Origin of the sequence: Salmonella sp. A7 (genome assembly GCF_020181675.1) — a bacterium.
GTDB classification, from domain to species: Bacteria; Pseudomonadota; Gammaproteobacteria; order Enterobacterales; family Enterobacteriaceae; genus Salmonella; species Salmonella enterica.
Genome location: NZ_CP084001.1, coordinates 690,125 through 710,524 on the forward strand (window position 1 = coordinate 690,125; position 20,400 = coordinate 710,524).

Below are 20,400 nucleotides of genomic sequence, written 5' to 3' on the forward strand. Positions count from 1 at the left end.
GGTTATCCCGGCAGCGTTAATGCTGCCGGGAGATTTATAATCTTGGTGAGAATGGGCTGTTACGATCGTCTATCCGGTAATTTGCTCTTGCCGCTTCGTCTTTTGCTGCCTGAATTTCCGGGCGCAGGGCATTAATATCCTGTTGAAGTTGATTAATTTTGCTATTTAATGCCTGAATATTTTGATCCAGCTGTTCAATTTTTGCGTTATTGGAACAGCCGCTAAGACACAATGTTAGCGAAATTAATATTATGGTTTTATTCATTTTTCTTCCTTGTGGTTTATTCCGGGCTAAGTTTTTCTAAGCCTGCATCTTGTTTAAAAATAACCTGATGGCGCTGCGCTTATCAGCCTACAAACGTGGATGGTAACAAGGGCTACCAGGCTGCATGCAGACAGCATCAAGGCGCAAATTGGCTTGTGCCGCCGCCGTGCTTGCCGCGATAACCTCTGGGCGTAGCGCATTAATATCCTGTTCCACCTGTGCAACTCTGGCCTGCAATGTCTGAATATCGCGAGCTAGCCTATCGATTTTTTCATGATTGGCGCAACCACTTAGCATAATGGTGATGAGTATTGGTGTTAAATTTTTCCGTTTCATTTGTTAATCCTGTTTATTATCACGCATCACTTTTCGTAACCCCGGCAAATACGTTATCATCGCTCCCATTATTGCGCCGGACACCATACCTGAAATGAGCATAATCACCACTTCATAACAGTTTGGTTAAAAATACAGCTCACCACGACTCTTCTGTTGATATGGCCCATTGCTGGATCTCAGCCGAAAAGTGTTTATCAAATAACATCATCCATGTTGCAGTGCTGAACTCATCTTCTACGCAGGCCACAGCGCTTTCAATAAATTGTGTCCACATAAAATCCAGATCGTCTACGTCTGAAGCCATCATGCCTAATAGCGTTTTAGCATCCCATTTTGCACGGTGTTTATCGTCAGTGACATGACGGATATATTGAGATATTTCACGCAGATTGCCATCAGGGTCTTTCTGACGCCAGAAATCGAAGGCCATTTTCTTACAGTTGTTGAGCTGCTCTCGGCTTGCCGGGAGAAAAAGATCGTCATTAAGCCGGTCGATACAATCGCTGACGAAATTAAGCCGCTGTAAATGCCAGGCTAATTCACTTTCTGCGCCGCAATCCATTATTGCCTCGCCCGTGCCATCAATAATGTCTATGGCTACGCTGACGGCGGTTAACTTGGGGGATGTGCGGATTTTCCAGCGTTCTATTTCGCTGTTGATGCGAAAATCAACGTTATGTTTATGTTGCTCTTGCGTTACACTGGTTTCTCTGTGGCCGCGCCGTTGTGCTTCGCTCTCTCCTAAATCGTTCTCCCAGAATTGACGGGAATGAACCCAGCGCCTCTTTATCTTATTAAAACAGACGTCGCACACTTCGTGAGGCGTCATTAGCCGGTTTACACGGCAGATTGGGCAAAGTGAACGATACATATTTTTACTCCTTTCTATGCGGGTGATTACCGCGCGCATTTGCGCCAGCAGGCTGCCGTCTTGTAGTGACATTTGCATTACTGCGTAAATCGACGATAAACCCGGTAGAGAAAATATTATTGCTATTTAAAATCAGGAGGTTGTTCATTCCTTTGCTCCCTGGTTTTTAATCTGAATTACGTTTTCTGGTAGCGCTATTGCCTCGTAATGAGAGATGTCGGTTATTTCGCCTGCGCTGAGCCCCATATGACCATGCTCGTCTTTATTAAAAGAGCCTTCAATTAGCACCTCGTATCCTCCGTCCTTCTGGAGGTCGAGAGGAATATTAGTGACGAAGTTTCCCAACCAAAATCCATTTTCTCTCTGCATTGCATCTTTATTGGCATAAATCGCCGCATGTTCAAAACCGAGAATAACGTATCCGCGTAAACGTATTTTTTTCTGATGATAATTATCCGGGTGCTGAAGAAGATCGGTGAATGAAATATCTGTAACAGTACTCGCCCTTGTGGGCTGCACTTTCTCATAATGGGTAATATTTGTTATTCCACCGGGATATTGACTTAAATGTCCGGATACACGCATATCAAAGGTGCCTTCAACTACCATCGACTCCTCTGTGTGGTTACGGCTTACGGTATAGGGCACGAGAAAATTTTCCAGCCATAATCCATCTTGCTGTGGATCGCCATAAATAGCGTGGCGCTCAAAGCCAGTGAGGACCAGACCACGAACGCGAACTTTTCTACTATGGTATTCGTCTGGATGAGCAAGTAATTCTGCAATAGTCACATCTGCGATTTTTTGATTATTGGTTGCCAGTTGCGGGGCGATTGATAATTTTAATTGTGTGTTATCGTGAAGCTGTCGCCCCAGTGACGGTAGCGGATCATCTATATTATCAACATCGGCAATCAGCCAGCGATCGTGCGGTTTATGCAACTGAAGCGTTAGCCAGTGCGAGTGATTTTTCTCTTTCAGAGTAATCTCCGCTTCAGCGAATTTATCACCGGTAAAGGATTTTGCCTGACGTATTTCAACGGAGATATCGTTTGGGTTATGGCAAAAACACAGCGCATTAGCCAGCGTGTCAAAAAGTGGTTTACTGGTGACGGATGCGGTACGGTGGTTCTCTAACATCTCACCGCGCAGCCAGATGTCATAATTCATCCGATCCTGTGGGGAGCCGTAAATACGCGTAATCGCCTGCGCAAGCGTTTCACTGCACTGCGCACCCTGGCTAAAAGCGCAAAGTATTAACAAGAAAAAACACCGCCGCCCGGCTTTCATCCGCCTTTCCTTATCTGCAATACCTGTTCCTTGCATTGCCAGACGATGTTGCCGTCAACCATCGTCAGCAGCACCTGGCTATTGCCGATATCCTCATGCGGGACCGAGAAAATGTCCCTGTCCAGCCCCTGAAAATCGGCTACTTTTCCCACTTCGATAGAGCCGCGAACCTGTTCCTGAAACTCCTGATACGCCGCATTGATGGTATACATTCGCACGCCGTCCGCCACGCTTATCGCCAGCTCTGGCCGGATAATCTTGCCGCTGGATGCCGATTTGCGCGTGACCGCCGCCTGCACCATTTGCCGCCAGTTGACGAGATCCATAATACCGTCGGAGCCGCCCGCCACCGTAACGCCAAGGTCGATGATATCTTTCAGCCCCTTGCCGATTTCGCCTTTGATTCCGCAGACCTGCGCCCGGCGCTCGTAGTCGTATGCCGATCCTCCGGGAGAGGGTTGTTCAGACAGGATAATGCCGTATTTTGCCGCCTTGACGAAATCTTCGCGATCCCCCATTGAGCCATGCAGCACATAGTGGCGGCGCTGCGGGCCAGGGCAGGTTTGAATGGCGTTAATGAAGCCGTTGATGGTGACCTTTACCGCTTTATCGCCGACCGCGTGAACGGCCAACTGGTAGCCGCGCTGATGCGCCAGCAGGGCCATTTTATGGAACTCCTGAATTTGTTCTTCTTCGCTGGCCATTGGGCCGCAAAATACCGAACGGCCAGCCCAGCCCGGCCTGTCGGCGTAATCCTGATTCATCCACGCCGTGTGCGACATCGGCACGCCGTCGCAGAATATCTTCACGCTGTGGCAGTTCAGCCAGTTTTTATCGGGGAATTCCGGTAGCCCGCTGGCGTCCAGCGTGTGTTTTAAAATCTCATAAGACTGAACGCCTTTATCGGCGGCATAAAAGGCGATAGAGACGCGCGCCGTAAGTTTTTTTTCTTCCAGTAGCTGGCGGTAAGCGGCAATGCCGCATACGCCAGCGGCGCCCGTCTCGCCCGGCCCCAAAGCGCCCTCCGTATAGCTGGCATAGCCTTCGCGGTTCATAAAGCGCTGGGCCGCGATAATGTTTTCTTTTAGTTCTTCCACCGTCGGGCGCGGCATGGTTTGTGTAATCAATTGCAGCGCCGGGATATCCAGGAAGTTGCCGTCCGGTTCGCCGTCTGGCGTTTTACCAATGTACCCACCGATGGGATCTTGCGTCTCGCGGGTGATGCCGACGATCTCCAGCGCGTTGCTGTTGACGAGACAGGAGTGACCATCCCAGAGGGCCAGAAAGGCAGGGTGGTTGGGCGTCGCGCTGTCGATATCATGACGCGTCAGCGGGCGGCTACTGTCGATGATGGCAGGGTTGAAGCCGCAGGCGTGGATCCACTGGCCGGGAGGCGTAGTTGCCGCTCGCTCGCGCAGCAGCGCTAAAAGCGCCTCCAGTGTGCGTGCCGTGCTGCAGTTAACGCATTTCCAGCTCGCCGCCAGCCAGCTAATGTGCACATGGGCATCGTGGGCGGCGGGCAGAATCAGCTTGCCTTGCAGATCAATAATCTGCGTGTCGGGGCCGATATGCGTTTTTATCTCTTCATCTTCGCCGACGTTGATGATCCAGCCGTTTTTCACCGCGATGGCGCGGGTGAAACGAAAATGACGATCGACTGTCGCCACTTTGCCGTTAATCAATACGGTATCTGCAACGGTCATCATTTTCTCCTGTGTTTGTTGGCGGGAAATCTCCGTACCAGCGTAATAAACGGCGCTTCGTTTATCGGGATGGATCTGAACCCGGCGATATCCTGTTATTGTGCGATAGCCAGCAACGCAACAGCTTAATAATCTGAATACAGGCGCAGGCAATCGAAGAAATCCTTCGCATCAAGACGCGTGTTCGCACGACTGGCCTCGGCTTTGGCCGCATAAACCTCCGGGCGCAGGGCGTTGATATCCCGCTGGAGCCTGTCTATTTTGGCATTCAGAGTCTGAATATCAGAGGACAAATGATTAACTCTTTCTTCATTCACGCAACCGCTTAACAGACTGGTCGCCAGAATAATGGTTCCCACAGTAAAAATTTTTTCATTTATTGTTCCTTAATTTTCTCTTATTTGGGTGAAATAGTAGATAAGCGCCGGCGGGTGGTCTGTTGCATTGCTTTTAGCAGGCTTCCGCCATCCGGGCGGATAAAGTCTTCAATCTCCCATTGGCCCTGCGTGCGGTGAAGCAATAAATCCTGCTCTTTCGTTGACGAATCGGTCAGCGTAAAACGGACATGGATACGTGCGCGATCGTTATTTTCTGCAATCACCTGAATGCTATTCAACCTGGCAAATTGCGATTCTTTGCCAAAAAATATCGGATTATCATAGAAATATAACTTATCGGTTTCCATTTCCATATACTGACTGTTATCAGATTCGACGGTTATAGGGGCGTCGGCAAGAAAGGCGTTACGATACGCAGATGACGTCGTCCAGCGCCACGGCCAGGCAAAATGGCTAAGGCGGCCAAATGCAGGAATATCATTATTTTTATATGCTGCCTGAGAATAATCATTCACCGCCTGGCGATACTGTGCGGAAACAACCCATGTCCACGGCCAGCTATAATCATCCAGACGGTTGAAAAGTTCACGGACAAAATGTTGTGGGCGCTCTCTTTGCAGCGATCGCAGCGACGCAAGGGTTTTCTGGTTTTCGCTATTAATTGCCTGCCAGAGACTGCCTTGCGGGCTGATAATATCGTCAATAAGCCAGCGGTCGCCTTCGGCGATCAGTTTCAGCGTTTGTGTGATGGCTTCCGGAGAGTCTTTGAAAGGGCGAAACTGTACGGTGGCGTCAGCATGAGAGACATCCGTCTGATGAATGGTTATGTTTTCCAAAACCAAGTGGTCATATTCCTGGCAGCCACAAAGCGGATCGGAGTCCAGCCAGCCAATATCGCCCGGTAAGGTCAACCGATCGTTCAGGAGAATGACGTTTTTCATCCGCGTGGAAATAAGCGATTTTTCCGTTGTATCACCAAAATAGAGGGAATCAGATTCTATTTCATAGCTATGGTAAATCTGTCTGACCGTCTGCTCTGGCGATAACGGCGGCGTTTGCGCCAGCGCGGGAATCGTCAAAAAAAAACTGAGCAAGAGGAATATATGCTTCATTGGGCGTTTCCTTATTCCCGGTTTAATCCATCCGATCTGAGTCTGTAAGCGGTATTATTTTTTACTCTTTTGTTTAGCCATTTCGGCCTCGAGTTCTTTAATATCTTGCTGCCTTTTACGTTCATTTTCCGCCCGCGTTGCTACGCGCCCGTAGCGTGTGATATCGGTAATGCCACCGGGCCACGCGCCGAAATGGCCGTTCATGTCCATATCGAACGTTCCCGCGATCATCACATAATCGCCGTTAAGCTGACGCGCTTTGGCGAGGGTAATGACCGGGTTAGGAAAGCCAATATCCAGCCACAGGCTATTGCCGTCAACGTTATTTAACCAGGCGTCTTTATCAAGGAATAGCGCGTTACCTTCAAATTCGATATTTCCGACGCCGATGACCACTATTTTTTGCAGATGGTATTTTTCTGGATTGGCCAGCAAGGCCGCCATAGATATCGGCCAGGAGAATGAATCTCTCCCCGGTTCAGCACTTGTCGCCGTACTTTTTATCCTCGTATCTTCACGGATTTCACTGCGCAGACTTTTGGGGAGTTCGCTTCCGTCGTCGGTATCTTCCACTAACCAGAGTTCGCTGTCGCGATCGCGAACCAGCGTTAGCCCTAACAAGCGATGAGCGCCGACGTTCTCTTTATTAAGCGTCAGTTGTACCAGAGCATGAATACGTCCGGCATTCAGCGGCGTGGTATCAATCAATTCGGCGGAGACAAACATCTCGTCCTGACAGCGGCAAAGAAGATTATTGCTCAGCCAGGGCGTTGTACCTCCCTTTGTCACATTGGCATTCGTCCGTAAATCGACGATAAATCCCCCTGACAATATTTTGTCGCTATTTTCCACCAGCGGCTGATACAGTCGGGTAATCGCCTGCGCCGGGGATTCTCCGGCAAACACCGCAGTACTAAATAGCAGAAGAAGCAGAGGCAACAACCCTGTTGACCACGCTTTCATGATGACATCCCTGATGAAGAGGCGGAGTTGTAAATATTAACAAGTGAGGGCTAACGGGGGAAATTGATGATTTCCGAAAAGCCCGACAATTGTCGGGCCGGAAGAGACGATTAACCGCTCAATTATCTTCGCGACTGAGTTTAATAAAGACCCAGCACTTTCCACCATGCGAGGCCGACTGTCAAAAAGACCGCCTGATTAAAGAGACTGATAATAAATCCCGTTCGCCACCAGATGCCCGTCGGTACATAGCCGGCGCCAAAAAGAATGGGGCCGCGTGCGTGGGTATACTGCGTAAGAGAGCAGTACAGGCTGCTGGTAAACGCCAGCATAAGCGCCATCGGCGCCGCCGGTATATTCAGATGCAGACCGACACCCAGAAACACCGCATACAGCGCGGCGATTTGCGCGTTGCCGCTGGCGAAAAAATAGTGGGTATAAAAATAGGCTGCGTTAAGCAGCAGCAGGATGATTATCCAACTGGTTCCATGCATCGTGCTGCCGATGCTGTCGCCAATCAGGTTGCCAAACCAACTGGTGAATCCTAGTTTCTTCAACTGGTTAGCCATCATCAGCAGCGCGGCAAACCAAATCAACGTATCCCAGGCGCCTTTTTCGCTTTTAACATCTTCCCAGGTGAGCACGCCGCTCAGTAATAAAATAGAGAGACCGACAAAAGAGGCCGTCGTGGCATCCACGCCGAGCGAGCTGCCAAAAATCCATAGCACCAGCAACACGCCGACGGTCGCCAGCATGAGCCACTCGCCGCGCGTCATACTGCCCATTTGCGCCAGCTCTTTGCGCGCCAGATCCGGCGCATCCGGCGTATGTTTAATTTCCGGACGGGTCAGCCAGTAGACCAGCAGCGGGACGATAAGAAGAGAGACCAGGCAAGGCAGGAGCGCGGCGATAAACCAGCTTCCCCAGCTCAACGTAACGCCGGCGTTCGCCGCCAGTTTTACCGCCAGCAGGTTACCCGTATAACCGGTCATAAACAGTGCGGCGGTGACGTCGTTAACATTGCCAATACAGGTGATCAGAAAGGTGCCGATTTTGCTGCGAGACTCATCTTCCGGATGTGAATCAAAGCTGCGCGCCAGCGAGTCGGCGATCGGGTAAATCACGCCGCCGCAGCGCGCGGTGTTACTGGGCATCGCGGGGGAGAGGATCAGATCGGCAAACGCCAGACCATAAGCCAGGCCCAGCGTTCGTTTACCTAACAGACGGATCATTTGTAGGGCGATACGCCGACCCAGTCCGGTTTTGATAAACCCACGGGCAATCATAAAGGCGACGACGATAAGCCAGATCAACGAACTGTTCAGCTCGCTCAACGCCGTGGTAATCGCGCCGCTGGCCGTTTTGTCGCCGGCAGCATAGGCGAGCGCAAAGACGGTGATGCCGATAATACCGACCGCGCCAATAGGCAGCACTTTCGCCACGATAGAGGCGATCGTCGCGACAAAAATAATCGCGGAATGCCAGGCCGGCGCGCTTAACCCGGAAGGGGGCGTTAGCTGCCACAGTCCGGCGGCGATAACCAGAATAAGAATTAATGGGAGCCATTTGACGCCCTGAGATTTTTTTTCCGCCACAATCACACATCCATAAATATTTTATATGTATTAAGTAAATTCATAATAAATATGAATAAATATTCACAAAATCAGAATAATTCTGCGCTTGTGTGTGGGGGAAATATACTGTTAAATGCGCGTAATTGTTTCTTAATGTTTCTGAATGCAAAAAAGCCCGACGACATCGTCGGGCATGGCGTGCGATAAATCCGGCTTAACCGCCGAACTGATCCGGATCGGGGCCGAGGCGTTTTCCTTGATCCAGTTTTGCGATCTCGCCTAATTCATCTTTATCGAGACGGAAATCCCAGACAGCAAAGTTTTCCGCGATACGGGAAGGGGTGACGGATTTCGGAATGACGACCAGCCCGCAGTCCAGATGCCAGCGAATAACAATCTGGGCGGGCGTTTTGCCGTATTTATCCGCCAGTTCGCGAATCACTTTCTGATCGAATACGCCTTCGCCGCCCTGCGCCAGCGGGCTCCAGGACTCGGTCTGGATTTTATGCGTCGCATTCCACGCATGTAGCTGGCGCTGTTGCATCAAGGGGTGAAGCTCGATCTGGTTGATCACAGGGGTAACGCCGGTTTCATCGATCAGACGCTGGAGGTGATGGATCTGAAAGTTACAGACCCCGATACTCTTTACCAGCCCCTCTTTTTGCAGCGCGATCATGCCTTTCCAGGCGTCGACATAGTGATCGATAGCCGGTACGGGCCAGTGCATCAGATAGAGATCGAGATAATCAAGCTGCAGTTTTTTCAGACTCTCCTGCAGGGCTTCGCGGGGACGTTTTTGATCGTCATTCCACAACTTGGTGGTGATAAACAGCTCTTCCCGCGCTACGCTCGCTGCTTTTAGCGCTTTGCCGACGCCTTCTTCATTCTGATATGCTGTGGCGGTATCAATAGAACGATAGCCCACCTCCAGCGCTTTATGAATCGCCGCGATCACCTCTTCATTGCTTGCTTTCCAGACTCCCAGCCCAAGTTGTGGCATTACGTTGCCATCCTGTAGCCTGATAATGGTTGGATTAGCCATGATGTGTTCCTCTTTTAATTGGCTCGCCGGAGTCGGGGCCGGCGAGACTAAGTGACTTAAGTCTGGACGAAATGGCCAAAAACGAAAGTCAGAGGCGAAAAAACCTTAGCGCGCTGCTTCATAAATCCGACGGCTGACATCCAGCGTAATATCCTGATTTTCACCTAAATTTGTGCATCCATGCGCCTCAAGTTTAGCCAGTAGCGCCGGAATAGTGCTGCCATCCAGACCGTAATCGGACAAGTGGGTAGGCACGCCCATCTGTTCAAAGAAACGGCGGGTGGCGGCAATGGCGGCATCAATACGCTCGTCGTCGGAACCGTCGGTGATATTCCATACACGTTCAGCATATTGCAGGAGTTTTGCGCGTTTAACGTCTCGTTTTTCGTTCCATAGCGCAGGCAGAATGATAGCCAGCGTCTGGGCATGATCGAGACCGTGCATCGCGGTAAGCTCATGGCCCAGCATATGCGTCGCCCAGTCCTGCGGAACACCAGCGCCAATCAGGCCATTTAACGCCTGAGTAGCGGCCCACATCACGTTAGCGCGGACGTCATAGTTTTCAGGCTCTTGCAGCGCTTTGGGACCTTCTTCGATCAGTGTGAGTAAAATACCTTCGGCGAAACGATCCTGAATTTTGCCGTTAACCGGGTAAGTGACGTACTGCTCAACGGTATGGACGAAAGCATCCACGACGCCGTTCGCAACCTGGCGCGGCGGCAATGTATAGGTGTAGACCGGGTCCAGTACGGCAAACACCGGTTGCACGAACGAGGAGTGGAAGGCTTGTTTGTCGCCAGTGGTTTTACGGGAAATGACTGCGCCGGCGTTCGATTCTGAGCCGGTTGCCGGTAGGGTCAGCACAGACCCCATCGGGATTGCGCTACGAATCTCAGTACCGCCGGTTTCCAGAATGTGCCACGGATCGACGCCGTCCGTATATTGCGCCGCTGCGGCGATAAATTTGGTGCCGTCCAGTACGGAACCGCCGCCAACGGCCAGCAGAAAGGTAATATTTTCGTCGCGCACAAGCTGCACGGCCTTCATCAGCGTTTCATAGGACGGGTTCGGTTCAATACCGCCAAACTCCCGAACATCCAGTCCTTTTAACGCTTCCTGAACTTGCGCCAGTACGCCGGTCTTTTTCACGCTACCGCCGCCATAGGTAATCAGCACGCGGGCGTCCTGCGGGATCTGATCGCGAAGATCGACGATAGCGCCTTTACCAAACAGAATGCGGGTAGGGGTATGTAATTTGAAATTGTTCATTGCTCATTCCCTTATGTGGGTAAAAAGAGGGCAGGCGGCTGTCTGCCTGATGGTCATCATTGTGGTCTTGTGAGGGATGTCTCTCAATGCACATTTCTGCCAATGTTTTGCCTATTTCTCCAGAATGCTGGAGAAAATCGCTAAAAATGCGCACAATCCAGCGGAGTGGATTTGATGAAAAAATGGCGCGTTATGAATCGTGAAGCAATTTGCTTACAGTTGGCGGATAAAATTAATCATTTAAAAAATAATGATAAAATAATCAGCGAGCGGCTGGCGGGCATTCGTCTGTTGTATGGTGTTGAACCGGGGCCGCGCACGCCGGTCATGTATCAGCCTGGCATCATATTTCTCTTTTCCGGCCATAAAATTGGCTATATTAACAAGCGCAAGTTTCGTTATGACGCTAATGAATATCTTTTACTGACCGTGCCGCTCCCTTTTGAATGCGAGACCTGGGCGACGCCGGAGGTACCGCTGGCCGGTATTCGGCTCGACATTGATGTGCTGCAACTGCAAGAGTTGCTCATGGACATTGGCGAAGATGAGCGTTTCCAGTTGCCGATGGCGGCCAGTGGGATTAACTCCGCCACGCTGTCGGACGAGATTTTATGCGCGGTGGAAAGATTGCTGGATGTGATGGAGCGCCCGCTGGATGCGCGGATTCTGGGAAAACAGATTATTCGCGAAATTCTTTATCATGTGCTGATGGGACCGCGCGGCGGGGCGCTGCTTGCACTGGTTAGTCGCCAGACGCACTTTAGCCTGATCAGTCGCGTACTTAAACAGATCGAAATGAAATACACCGAGAACCTGAATGTTGAGCAACTGGCGGCAGAAGCGAACATGAGCGTGTCGGCGTTTCACCATAATTTTAAGGCGGTCACCAGCACCTCGCCATTGCAGTATTTAAAAAGCTACCGACTGCATAAAGCGCGGATGATGATGATTCACGACGGTATGAAGGCCAGCGCCGCGGCGATGCGGGTCGGCTATGAGAGCGCATCGCAGTTTAGCCGGGAGTTTAAACGTTATTTTGGCGTTACGCCGGGCGAAGATGCGGCAAGAATGCGGACAATGCAAGGGAGCTAAGTGGGGCATCCCGCCACGGGGCAACGAAGCGTAACCGGGCCATCCTGGCCGATTATGGATACGTCAGGCGTTACAGTATTTCTTTTTAATCACCACGACCAGCGTACCTAACAGCCCGGCGACCAGTAGCGCGACGGGAAGGATCATTAAAAATGTCATTACCTGGTCTTCATGGCGCTTAACAAACGGGATCATACTGAGCGCGTAGCCGAAGCTGGTCACGACAGTCACCCACAGCAGGCCGCTTAACCAGTTAAAAAACTGAAACCGGCGGTTGGACAGGCCGGAAATACCCGCCATTGTTGGCAGCAGAGTGCGGACAAACGCCAGAAAGCGCCCGGCAAGTAACGCTAACAAACCGTGACGGTCAAACATGCAGGTGGCGCGCTGATGATATTTTGCCGGAAGCTGCGCCAGCCAGCCTTTGACGGTACGCGTATTACCGAGCCAGCGTCCCTGGATATAACTTAGCCAGCAGCCGAGACTGGCCGCGGCGGTGAGAATGCCAATCGTCGGCAAAAAATGCATCACATCCTGGGCGATCAACGCGCCTGCCAGTAGTAGCAGACTATCGCCAGGTAAGAATGACGCTGGCAGCAGACCGTTTTCTAAAAATAGCGTGGCGAACATGACAAAGTAGACGACGCTAACAACGTGTGGATTCGCCAGCGCGGCAAAATCATGTTGCCAGAGCGCAGCGATAATATCTTGAATGACAGCCATGAACTTTCCTGTGGAACAGCATTTACGCTTTTATCTGCCTATTGTACTCCTGAATCGTCCGGGATGCCTTGATCCCGGACGCAACAAACGCAGACTTTTCCACGGAAATTGTCTGCATATATGTCCATCCCCGGCAACTTTACACAATTCTGGCGAAGCCGGCGGCTAAATCAGCGATCAAATCATCAACACTCTCTAAACCAATATGCACCCGAACCAGCGTACCGGTAAAATCTACGCCGCCTGCGGGACGAATCGCGGCGATCTGTTCCGGCTGATTAGCAATAATCAGCGATTCGTAGCCTCCCCAGGAGTAGGCCATACTGAACAGCGAAAAGTTATCCAGATAGGCAGATAATTCTGCCTCGGTCAGCTTTTTATTGAGCACAAAGGAGAACAGACCGCTGCTGCCTGTAAAGTCTCGTTTCCAGAACGCATGACCTTTGCTACCCGGCAGGGCCGGATGATTAACGCGCGCGACCTGAGGATGGTTCGCCAGCCATGCGGCGATTTTGAGGCTGCTTTCTTGATGCTGGCGCAGTCGGACGCCGAGCGTGCGCAAACCGCGGCTGGTCATATAAGCCGTGTCGGCGTCGAGCATTTGCCCCATCAGATAGGCGTTTTCCCGCAATTGTTCCCAGCAACGCGCATTTGCAACGGCAGTACCGACCATCGCATCAGAATGACCAATCAGATACTTAGTGCCCGCCTGGATAGAGATATCAATATCGAACTCCAGAGCTTTGAACAGAACGCCAGCCGCCCAGGTATTATCAATCATGATGACGGCTTCTGGCGCGACGCGTCTGACCGCACTGACAATGGTCGGAATATCATGTACCTCCATGGTAATAGAACCGGGGGATTCCAGAAAAACGACTTTCGTGTTCGGCTGAATATGTTGCGTGATATCAGCGCCGATGAGCGGGTCGAACCAGCTTGTCGTCACGCCCAGTTTGCCGAGAATTTTGCTGCAGAAATCCTGGCTGGGTTCATAGGCTGTGTTGGTCATCAGGATGTGGTCGCCCTGCTCAACGAATGCCAGAATGGTGTTGGCGACCGCCGCCGCGCCGCACGGGAAGAGCGCGCATCCGGCGCCGCCTTCCAGTTCACACATGGCTTCCTGGAGCGAAAAGTGGGTCAGCGTTCCCCGGCGTCCGTAAAATAATTCGCCGTTGGCGCGATTGCGGGTAGCGTGTTTTTTGGCCTCGACGGTGTCAAACACCAGTGAAGAAGCGCGTTGAATCACACTATTCACTGAGCCAAGCGTGTATTTTTTGCTGCGTCCTGCGTTTACCAGTTTGGTATCCAACTGTTTATCCGTCATGTTGCGTTTCCTGATTTTAACCGTCTGGATGTCTAAACTAGCATGAATATAACCATCTGCACCCTGGCGACGTGTGATACAGATGAAAATTTTGCCAAAATAAAAACAGGTGGCTTTTTTAATGCGTAAGCGCAAAGAAAAAGCAGTAAAGGTGCGGCAGTATGTAAATAGTAATGAGAACGACTATCAATTCGACGCCGTTTTGATATTATTATGCTCAGATTTTGTGATTTGCGTCCTGGAGATACAGAGTGGGTAATAATTTGATGCAGACGGATCTCTCCGTCTGGGGTATGTATCAGCACGCCGATATTGTCGTGAAGTGCGTGATGATTGGTCTGATTCTGGCGTCAGTCGTCACCTGGGCTATCTTCTTCAGTAAAAGTGTTGAATTTTTCACTCAAAAGCGCCGCTTAAAGCGTGAACAACTGCAATTAGCCGATGCGCGCTCTTTAGATCAGGCTTCCGACATTGCGGCAGGTTTCAGTGCAAAAAGTCTCAGCGCACAGCTCATCAATGAAGCGCAGAATGAACTGGAACTCTCTCAGGGCAGCGAAGATAACGAAGGGATTAAAGAACGTACCGGCTTTCGTCTGGAACGTCGCGTCGCGGCAGTTGGCCGCTACATGGGACGAGGCAACGGTTATCTGGCGACGATCGGCGCCATTTCCCCCTTCGTCGGGTTGTTTGGCACCGTATGGGGCATTATGAATAGCTTCATCGGTATTGCGCAAACGCAGACCACCAACCTGGCGGTGGTCGCTCCTGGTATTGCGGAAGCGCTGCTGGCGACGGCGATTGGGCTGGTGGCTGCGATCCCGGCGGTTGTCATTTACAACATCTTCGCACGTCAGATAGGCAGTTACAAAGCGACGCTGGGCGACGTGGCGGCGCAGGTATTGCTGCTGCAAAGCCGCGATCTCGATCTGAATGCGAGCGCCAGTGCGCAGCCGGTACGCGCCGCGCAGAAATTACGGGTAGGGTAATGCGTCATGGCAATGCGTCTTAACGAGAACCTGGATGACAACGGCGAAATGCATGAAATCAACGTGACGCCGTTTATCGATGTCATGTTGGTTCTGCTGATTATCTTTATGGTGGCTGCGCCGCTGGCGACGGTGGACGTCAAGGTGAATCTGCCCGCTTCTACCAGTACGCCACAGCCGCGCCCGGAAAAACCGGTTTATCTGTCGGTGAAAGCGGATAACACCATGTTTATCGGTAACGATCCGGTGACGGATGATACGATGATTGCCGAGCTAACGGCCCTGACGGAAGGGAAAAAGGATACTACGATTTTCTTCCGCGCGGATAAAACCGTAGAGTATGAAACCCTGATGAAAGTGATGGATATGCTGCATCAGGCGGGCTATCTCAAGATTGGTCTGGTCGGCGAAGAGACCGCGAAAGCGAAATAAGAATTCTGCTGACGCTGTAGGCCGGGTAAGGCGAAGTCGCCACCCGGCTTTTTTATTGCCTAAGATGGCGCCTTGCTTAACAGAAGTGCGCCATCTTAATCGACTTCATGCGTTAGCCTAAATGTTCCCCGCCGCACACGCCGTGCACTTCTGCGGTAACGTAACTGGATTCCTGGCTTGCCAGATAGACATACACCGGCGCCAGCTCTGCAGGTTGGCCGGCCCGCTTCATTGGCGTCTGCTGACCAAACTGCGGAATTTTATCCTGGGTTTGACCGCCGGAAATTTGCAGCGCTGTCCAGATAGGGCCTGGCGCGACAATATTCACACGAATTCCTTTTTCCGCCACCTGTTTCGCCAGGCCACGGCTGTAATTGAGGATTGCCGCCTTGGTTGCCGCATAATCCAGCAGGTGCGGACTGGGCTGATACGCCTGGATAGACGACGTCGTGATAATACTGGCGCCTTTTGGCAGCAGCGGAATCGCTTCCTGGGTTATCCAGAACAGGGCAAAAACGTTAACGGCGAAGGTTTGCTGAAATTGCTCGCTGGTCAGATCTTTTATCTCCGGGATTGCCGTCTGTTTACCGGCCACCAGCGCCAGAATGTCCAGCCCGCCCAGCGCTTCACGCGCCTTATGGACCAGCGAACGGGCGAAAGATTCGTCGCTAAGATCGCCTGGCAATAACACCGCTTTACGGCCGCACTCCTCAATCAGCGCTTTAACCTGCTGGGCGTCCTCTTCTTCCGCTGGCAGATAGTTGATCGCGACATCTGCGCCTTCACGCGCGTAAGCGATAGCGGCAGCACGCCCAATCCCGGAGTCGCCCCCTGTCACCAGCGCCTTACGATCTTTAAGGCGACCACTGCCGACATAACTTTTTTCACCACAGTCAGGAACAGGCGTCATTTTCGCCTGGACGCCGGGCGCCGGCTGTTTTTGCTTAGGATACTCGCCGGTGTAATACTGCGTGGTAGGGTCGTATAGATGAGACATTGAGCTTCTCCCTTCAGGTTGAACACCCTTTAAGCGTAGACACTTTTACTACCGTAAGAGGGAGAATCAGAACGATCCTTATGCTTCGCCCGTATTCACAACAGAGTTAACTAGCCATGAAGGTTATTTTTCTTGCCGTGCGACGGTGGTGACGTTGCGCGTCCGGTAGTCGCCATCGGAAAGCTTACGCGTCAGACGTAAGGTTGCCGTCTCGCGAGCCAGCAGATGCTGCCAGTCACTTTCAAGACGAGACATAATTTTGTCTCGTAATTCAGGATGCTGCTCGATAATGGCATTGATGGTCGCGCCATAAATCTCCTCTTTGACCTGTAACGCATACATCTCCCGTCGGTTTTGCCACTTCAGGCGTACTAACGCCGCCGGTATGGATACCACCTCCTGCGTTACCTTTTCCAGGGTGGCATTTTTACTGGCGATTAGCGCTGCAAGATTTTGCTTTAAGATAAATTCATCACTTTTATGGTTGTCTAAAGCCAAATAAACGTTATTGTCTTCAACTTCTTTCATCTTTATCTTCCAGTGAATAAAATAGCGGCATATTGGTTTCGCGAGTGATTAAATTAAGCCAAATGGCATTGCCTTTTTCATTTATCATTGCGGTTTTATCCGCCAGTATTTTACTTAGCGTTTGGGCATCAATATCGCCTTCTGCCTGTAGTGCGTTTATCAGGCGGGCAAACGTTTCAATTTTAGCCACACAATACAGACGTTCTTTAATATGACGGTCGCGTTCTTCAAATAATACGTTTCTGTGTTGCCCGGCAGCGTTAGCGCTAATTAAAATATCAGGCTCGTAATCGCTGAGTTTTGTCTTTCCCTTAGGCAAATTTTTACTGTTTTCTGTGGCTTCAGGGGGCGGCGATGACAGGCGAAAATGAGAGGAAACCAGATGCTCAGGAAGCATGACTAAATATCCTTTACGATCAGTGGCATACTATTTTTAATAGTGTAGGTTTCGTTGACAATAACATGGTGTAATTTTAAAATCAAAAAAAATGGAGCCTGCTATGAACAGTATTTTTTATTCTGTTATTATATTGCTATTACTGACCGGCGCGATACTCTTCCTGATGTGGGAGGTTAATAAAAAACGTCCTGGTGGAAAAATCGTAAATTTAAATCAAACTGAACCCATGACAAAGGAAGAGGGCGAAGATCATTTTTCAGTATTAATGAATTCGATAACGCCGGTATGGTACTGGCGCGTTAACCATGAATATATCGATTTCCTTCATGCAACGATAAAACGAATGACAATGACTGAGTTGAATGAAACGCCTGGATTATTTGACGCACAGCGTCGTTGCAGCGACCTTAACTCTGCCGTTTATAAGTATTACGACAATATTAAGAAGCGTTGTCTGAACGGAGAAAAGGTGCCGTATTCGGATTTGGACGTCCTGAATTTACGTCAGTGTTTTCGGGAGTTCAGTCTTGAGGCCTACCCGGCATTGGTCGCGCTGGTATGGCCGGAATATCAGCGTCCACAGGTTAAACCGGATGAGATTTAACTGGCATGTTGATCTGATGTTGCATGGTTGAGATATACTGTTGCTGATTTTAGTTACCTGACAGGTCCCTATGGAACGCTTTCTTGAAAATGTAATGTATGCGTCTCGCTGGCTGCTCGCGCCAGTGTATTTTGGCCTCTCTTTGGCGCTGATCGCTTTAGCGCTAAAATTTTTCCAGGAAATTCTACACGTTCTGCCGAACGTTTTTGCCCTGGCGGAGGCCGATCTGATCCTGGTGCTGTTATCGCTGGTTGATATGACTCTGGTTGGCGGATTGCTGGTAATGGTCATGTTCTCCGGGTATGAAAACTTTGTCTCTCAGCTGGATATCTCTGCGGGCAAGGAGAAGCTGAACTGGCTGGGGAAAATGGATGCGACTTCGCTAAAAAATAAGGTGGCGGCATCGATAGTCGCTATCTCTTCCATTCACCTGTTACGCGTGTTTATGGACGCGAAAAACGTCCCGGATAACAAATTAATGTGGTATGTCATCATCCATCTGACCTTTGTCCTGTCGGCGTTCGTGATGGGCTATCTGGACAGATTGACGCGGCATAACCATTGAGCCGCCGTCAACGGCGGGGCAGTCGGGCAAAGGACACTGAGCCCGGCTGTAAAACAGCACTTCTTTAACGGCGGATAACCGCCTCCCTGCAGCCTTACGCAATATTTTTACTACATCTATTCATTTACCCAGTAATAAGACTAAAAGATTTTCTCTGCGTTCACAGATATATAACATCTGCGGGTACGTGAACGGCGATAACTGTAAAAAAATGGAGAATGCATTATATATTCTCCGCGCCTTGCCGATAACGAGAGTGCGTCATCGTCTGATGACTAATCTCTTATATTCAGCAAGGAAATTCATATGCGTTTGCTGCAAAACTTTACTATTCGTATGGTCATGCTGACGATACTGGGACTTTTTTGTCTACTCTGGTCGGGGGTGGGGTTATACAGCGTCCATGCTTTATCCGAAGTTTCGGAAGGAAATGATATTGACCGGCATCTTGTGCGGCAAATGACGGTGCTAAGCCAGGGTAACGATCAATATTTCCGCTTTGTTACCCGCCTTAGCCGCGCGATGGATGTAAAAATCGGCGGCGGCACGCCCGATTTTGCGCCCGCCCGGCAGTCGCTCGAGAATATGCGTCAGAAGCTGGAGGAGATGAAAGCGCTATCGCCAGGGCCGATGAACCCTGATATCTCAAGGGAGGTCTTGTCCAACTGGCAGGCCTTGCTGGAGAAAGGCGTCGTTCCTCAAATGCAACTGGCGCAGCAAGGATCGCTGGCCGCCTGGAGCGAACATGCCAGTACGGTCACGCCCGCACTCAGTCGCGCGTTCGGCGCCAGCGCGGAACGGTTTAGTCATGAAGCTGGCGCCATGCTGGATAACACCCGCGTAATGGTCGATGGTAAAACCTATACCATCCGCATCCTGCTTATCACGGCGGTGATTCTGGGCATTGCCATCCTGATTTTTACCGATCGCTATCTGGTTGCAATGATGGTGAAACCGCTGGAGCGCATCCGCCAGCAATTTCAGCGCATCGCGCAAGGCGATCTTAGCCAGCCGATTGAAGCGTTGGGGCGTAACTGCGTAGGCCGGTTGGTGCCGCTACTGCGCGCGATGCAGGACAGTTTACGCGAAGCCGTGAGTACGATCCGCGCCGGAAGTGACAATATCTGGCGCGGCGCGACGGAAATTTCTACCGGTAATAACGATCTCTCTTCCCGAACGGAAGAACAGGCCGCCGCGCTGGAAGAAACTGCCGCCAGCATGGAACAGCTTACCGCAACGGTGAAAATGAACGCCGAACACGCCCGCCAGGCGAGTCAGCTTGCGGATGCCGCCTCGCTAACGGCAGGAAAAGGCGGTGAACTGGTTTCCGATGTGGTAGAAACAATGGACGGCATTTCCGCCAGTTCGCAGCAGATCGCCGAAATTACTACCGTGATTAATAGTATTGCTTTCCAGACCAATATTCTGGCCTTGAACGCAGCGGTAGAAGCGGCCAGAGCGGGCGAGCAGGGACGCGGCTTCGCGGTGGTCGCCGGTGAGGTACGTAACCTGGCCAGCCGCAGCGCGGGGGCGGCGAAAGAAATTGAAGCCTTAATTGGCGAATCGGTACGTCGCGTAGCGCAGGGCGCGCAGTTGGTCCAGGAGACCGGCGCGACGATGGACGCCATCCTGCGCGGCGTCACGGAAGTGACGACGATTATGAAACAGATCGCGTCCGCCTCCGAAGAGCAGAGTAAAGGTATCTCTCAGGTTGGCGTGGCGATCACGCAAATGGATAGCGTTACGCAACAAAACGCCGCGCTGGTTGAGCAGGTTTCCGCGGCGGCGGCGGCGCTGGAACGGCAGACGGAGGATTTGCAACGCTCCGTACAGCAGTTCCGGCTTTCCGCTAGTGAGCCGCAACAATGCGTAACGGCGAAAGCGGCGCCTGGCGTTCAGAGAATGGCGTCGGCTCCCGCACAGTCTACTGATGAATGGGTTTCCTTCTGATGTGAAGCAAAAAAGCGCGTAATGCGC

The 20,400-nt window shown here is 51.2% G+C and carries 21 protein-coding genes and 1 pseudogene; 6 read left to right on the forward strand and 16 right to left on the reverse strand.

Annotated features, from left to right (window positions below; genetic code table 11):
* Positions 1-34: 34 nt before the first annotated feature.
* The 11 genes and pseudogenes from LCS67_RS03300 to yqhD all read right to left on the reverse strand — a co-directional run bounded on the left by LCS67_RS03300 (position 35) and on the right by yqhD (position 10,769).
* Positions 35-265 carry an LPP leucine zipper domain-containing protein gene (locus LCS67_RS03300; protein ID WP_001044026.1) on the reverse strand — a complete coding sequence of 77 codons (231 nt, stop codon included), beginning with the start codon at positions 263-265 and terminating at the stop codon, positions 35-37.
* 87 nt (positions 266-352) lie between these two features.
* Positions 353-601, reverse strand: a complete 249-nt coding sequence (locus LCS67_RS03305; RefSeq protein WP_000823890.1) for an LPP leucine zipper domain-containing protein — start codon at positions 599-601, stop codon at positions 353-355.
* 139 nt (positions 602-740) lie between these two features.
* Positions 741-1,514 carry a hypothetical protein gene (locus tag LCS67_RS03310; protein WP_223617439.1) on the reverse strand — a complete coding sequence of 258 codons (774 nt, stop codon included), beginning with the start codon at positions 1,512-1,514 and terminating at the stop codon, positions 741-743.
* Between the two features lie 105 nt (positions 1,515-1,619).
* Positions 1,620-2,765: a hypothetical protein gene (locus LCS67_RS03315; protein ID WP_000643576.1), complete on the reverse strand. Its 1,146-nt coding sequence runs from the start codon at positions 2,763-2,765 to the stop codon at positions 1,620-1,622.
* Entirely contained in the window at positions 2,762-4,468 is a 1,707-nt protein-coding gene (locus LCS67_RS03320; protein WP_000214883.1) for an amidohydrolase, read from the reverse strand. Before LCS67_RS03320 ends, LCS67_RS03315 begins: the two co-directional genes overlap by 4 nt.
* A gap of 125 nt (positions 4,469-4,593) precedes the next feature.
* A complete protein-coding gene (gene yqhH / locus LCS67_RS03325; RefSeq protein ID WP_229578409.1) occupies positions 4,594-4,836 on the reverse strand; it encodes a lipoprotein YqhH in 243 nt (80 codons plus the stop codon).
* Positions 4,837-4,865: 29 nt separating this feature from the next.
* Positions 4,866-5,918: a DUF3828 domain-containing protein gene (locus tag LCS67_RS03330; RefSeq protein ID WP_000680458.1), complete on the reverse strand. Its 1,053-nt coding sequence runs from the start codon at positions 5,916-5,918 to the stop codon at positions 4,866-4,868.
* A gap of 54 nt (positions 5,919-5,972) precedes the next feature.
* Positions 5,973-6,881 carry a hypothetical protein gene (locus LCS67_RS03335; protein WP_000649287.1) on the reverse strand — a complete coding sequence of 303 codons (909 nt, stop codon included), beginning with the start codon at positions 6,879-6,881 and terminating at the stop codon, positions 5,973-5,975.
* A gap of 140 nt (positions 6,882-7,021) precedes the next feature.
* A pseudogene (locus LCS67_RS03340) lies at positions 7,022-8,507 on the reverse strand (DASS family sodium-coupled anion symporter).
* A gap of 165 nt (positions 8,508-8,672) precedes the next feature.
* Positions 8,673-9,500 (reverse strand): 2,5-didehydrogluconate reductase DkgA, encoded by an 828-nt coding sequence (gene dkgA / locus LCS67_RS03345; protein ID WP_000013100.1) that lies wholly within the window; start codon positions 9,498-9,500, stop codon positions 8,673-8,675.
* Positions 9,501-9,605: 105 nt separating this feature from the next.
* A complete protein-coding gene (gene yqhD, locus LCS67_RS03350; protein WP_001058720.1) occupies positions 9,606-10,769 on the reverse strand; it encodes an alcohol dehydrogenase in 1,164 nt (387 codons plus the stop codon).
* A 192-nt stretch (positions 10,770-10,961) separates the two neighbouring features.
* On the opposite strand from yqhD, the gene LCS67_RS03355 reads away from it, so the two are divergent.
* A complete protein-coding gene (locus tag LCS67_RS03355; protein WP_001078198.1) occupies positions 10,962-11,861 on the forward strand; it encodes an AraC family transcriptional regulator in 900 nt (299 codons plus the stop codon).
* 63 nt (positions 11,862-11,924) lie between these two features.
* Here the strand turns inward: LCS67_RS03355 and yghB are convergent, their stop codons facing one another.
* Together yghB and metC are read right to left on the reverse strand one after the other, a co-directional pair.
* Positions 11,925-12,584 carry a DedA family general envelope maintenance protein YghB gene (gene yghB / locus LCS67_RS03360; RefSeq protein WP_000268441.1) on the reverse strand — a complete coding sequence of 220 codons (660 nt, stop codon included), beginning with the start codon at positions 12,582-12,584 and terminating at the stop codon, positions 11,925-11,927.
* A 139-nt stretch (positions 12,585-12,723) separates the two neighbouring features.
* On the reverse strand, positions 12,724-13,911 hold the full coding sequence (gene metC, locus LCS67_RS03365) for a cystathionine beta-lyase (RefSeq protein ID WP_000130270.1): 1,188 nt from the start codon (positions 13,909-13,911) through the stop codon (positions 12,724-12,726).
* 251 nt (positions 13,912-14,162) lie between these two features.
* Here metC and exbB point away from each other — a divergent pair, with 251 nt between their 5' ends.
* Positions 14,163-14,897, forward strand: a complete 735-nt coding sequence (exbB, locus tag LCS67_RS03370; RefSeq protein ID WP_000527859.1) for a tol-pal system-associated acyl-CoA thioesterase — start codon at positions 14,163-14,165, stop codon at positions 14,895-14,897.
* A 6-nt stretch (positions 14,898-14,903) separates the two neighbouring features.
* On the forward strand, positions 14,904-15,329 hold the full coding sequence (gene exbD / locus LCS67_RS03375) for a TonB system transport protein ExbD (RefSeq protein WP_001251476.1): 426 nt from the start codon (positions 14,904-14,906) through the stop codon (positions 15,327-15,329).
* A 112-nt stretch (positions 15,330-15,441) separates the two neighbouring features.
* On the opposite strand, the gene LCS67_RS03380 is transcribed toward exbD, so the two are convergent.
* The 3 genes from LCS67_RS03380 to LCS67_RS03390 all read right to left on the reverse strand — a co-directional run bounded on the left by LCS67_RS03380 (position 15,442) and on the right by LCS67_RS03390 (position 17,251).
* Positions 15,442-16,326: an SDR family oxidoreductase gene (locus tag LCS67_RS03380; protein WP_000019032.1), complete on the reverse strand. Its 885-nt coding sequence runs from the start codon at positions 16,324-16,326 to the stop codon at positions 15,442-15,444.
* A gap of 123 nt (positions 16,327-16,449) precedes the next feature.
* The gene (locus LCS67_RS03385; protein WP_000665657.1) at positions 16,450-16,854 is read right to left on the reverse strand and encodes a hypothetical protein; all 405 of its coding nucleotides are present in this window, start codon (positions 16,852-16,854) and stop codon (positions 16,450-16,452) included.
* Positions 16,841-17,251, reverse strand: a complete 411-nt coding sequence (locus LCS67_RS03390; RefSeq protein ID WP_000936446.1) for a hypothetical protein — start codon at positions 17,249-17,251, stop codon at positions 16,841-16,843. The genes LCS67_RS03385 and LCS67_RS03390 overlap by 14 nt, the downstream gene beginning before the upstream one ends.
* A 103-nt stretch (positions 17,252-17,354) precedes the next feature.
* On the opposite strand from LCS67_RS03390, the gene LCS67_RS03395 reads away from it, so the two are divergent.
* From LCS67_RS03395 to LCS67_RS03405, 3 genes are all read left to right on the forward strand, one after another.
* Positions 17,355-17,858 carry an ESA_00282 family adhesion-associated protein gene (locus LCS67_RS03395; protein ID WP_001084409.1) on the forward strand — a complete coding sequence of 168 codons (504 nt, stop codon included), beginning with the start codon at positions 17,355-17,357 and terminating at the stop codon, positions 17,856-17,858.
* Positions 17,859-17,928: 70 nt separating this feature from the next.
* Positions 17,929-18,423 carry a TIGR00645 family protein gene (locus LCS67_RS03400; RefSeq protein ID WP_000439335.1) on the forward strand — a complete coding sequence of 165 codons (495 nt, stop codon included), beginning with the start codon at positions 17,929-17,931 and terminating at the stop codon, positions 18,421-18,423.
* Positions 18,424-18,729: 306 nt separating this feature from the next.
* Positions 18,730-20,373 carry a methyl-accepting chemotaxis protein gene (locus LCS67_RS03405; protein WP_001238425.1) on the forward strand — a complete coding sequence of 548 codons (1,644 nt, stop codon included), beginning with the start codon at positions 18,730-18,732 and terminating at the stop codon, positions 20,371-20,373.
* The last annotated feature ends 27 nt before the right edge of the window (positions 20,374-20,400 follow it).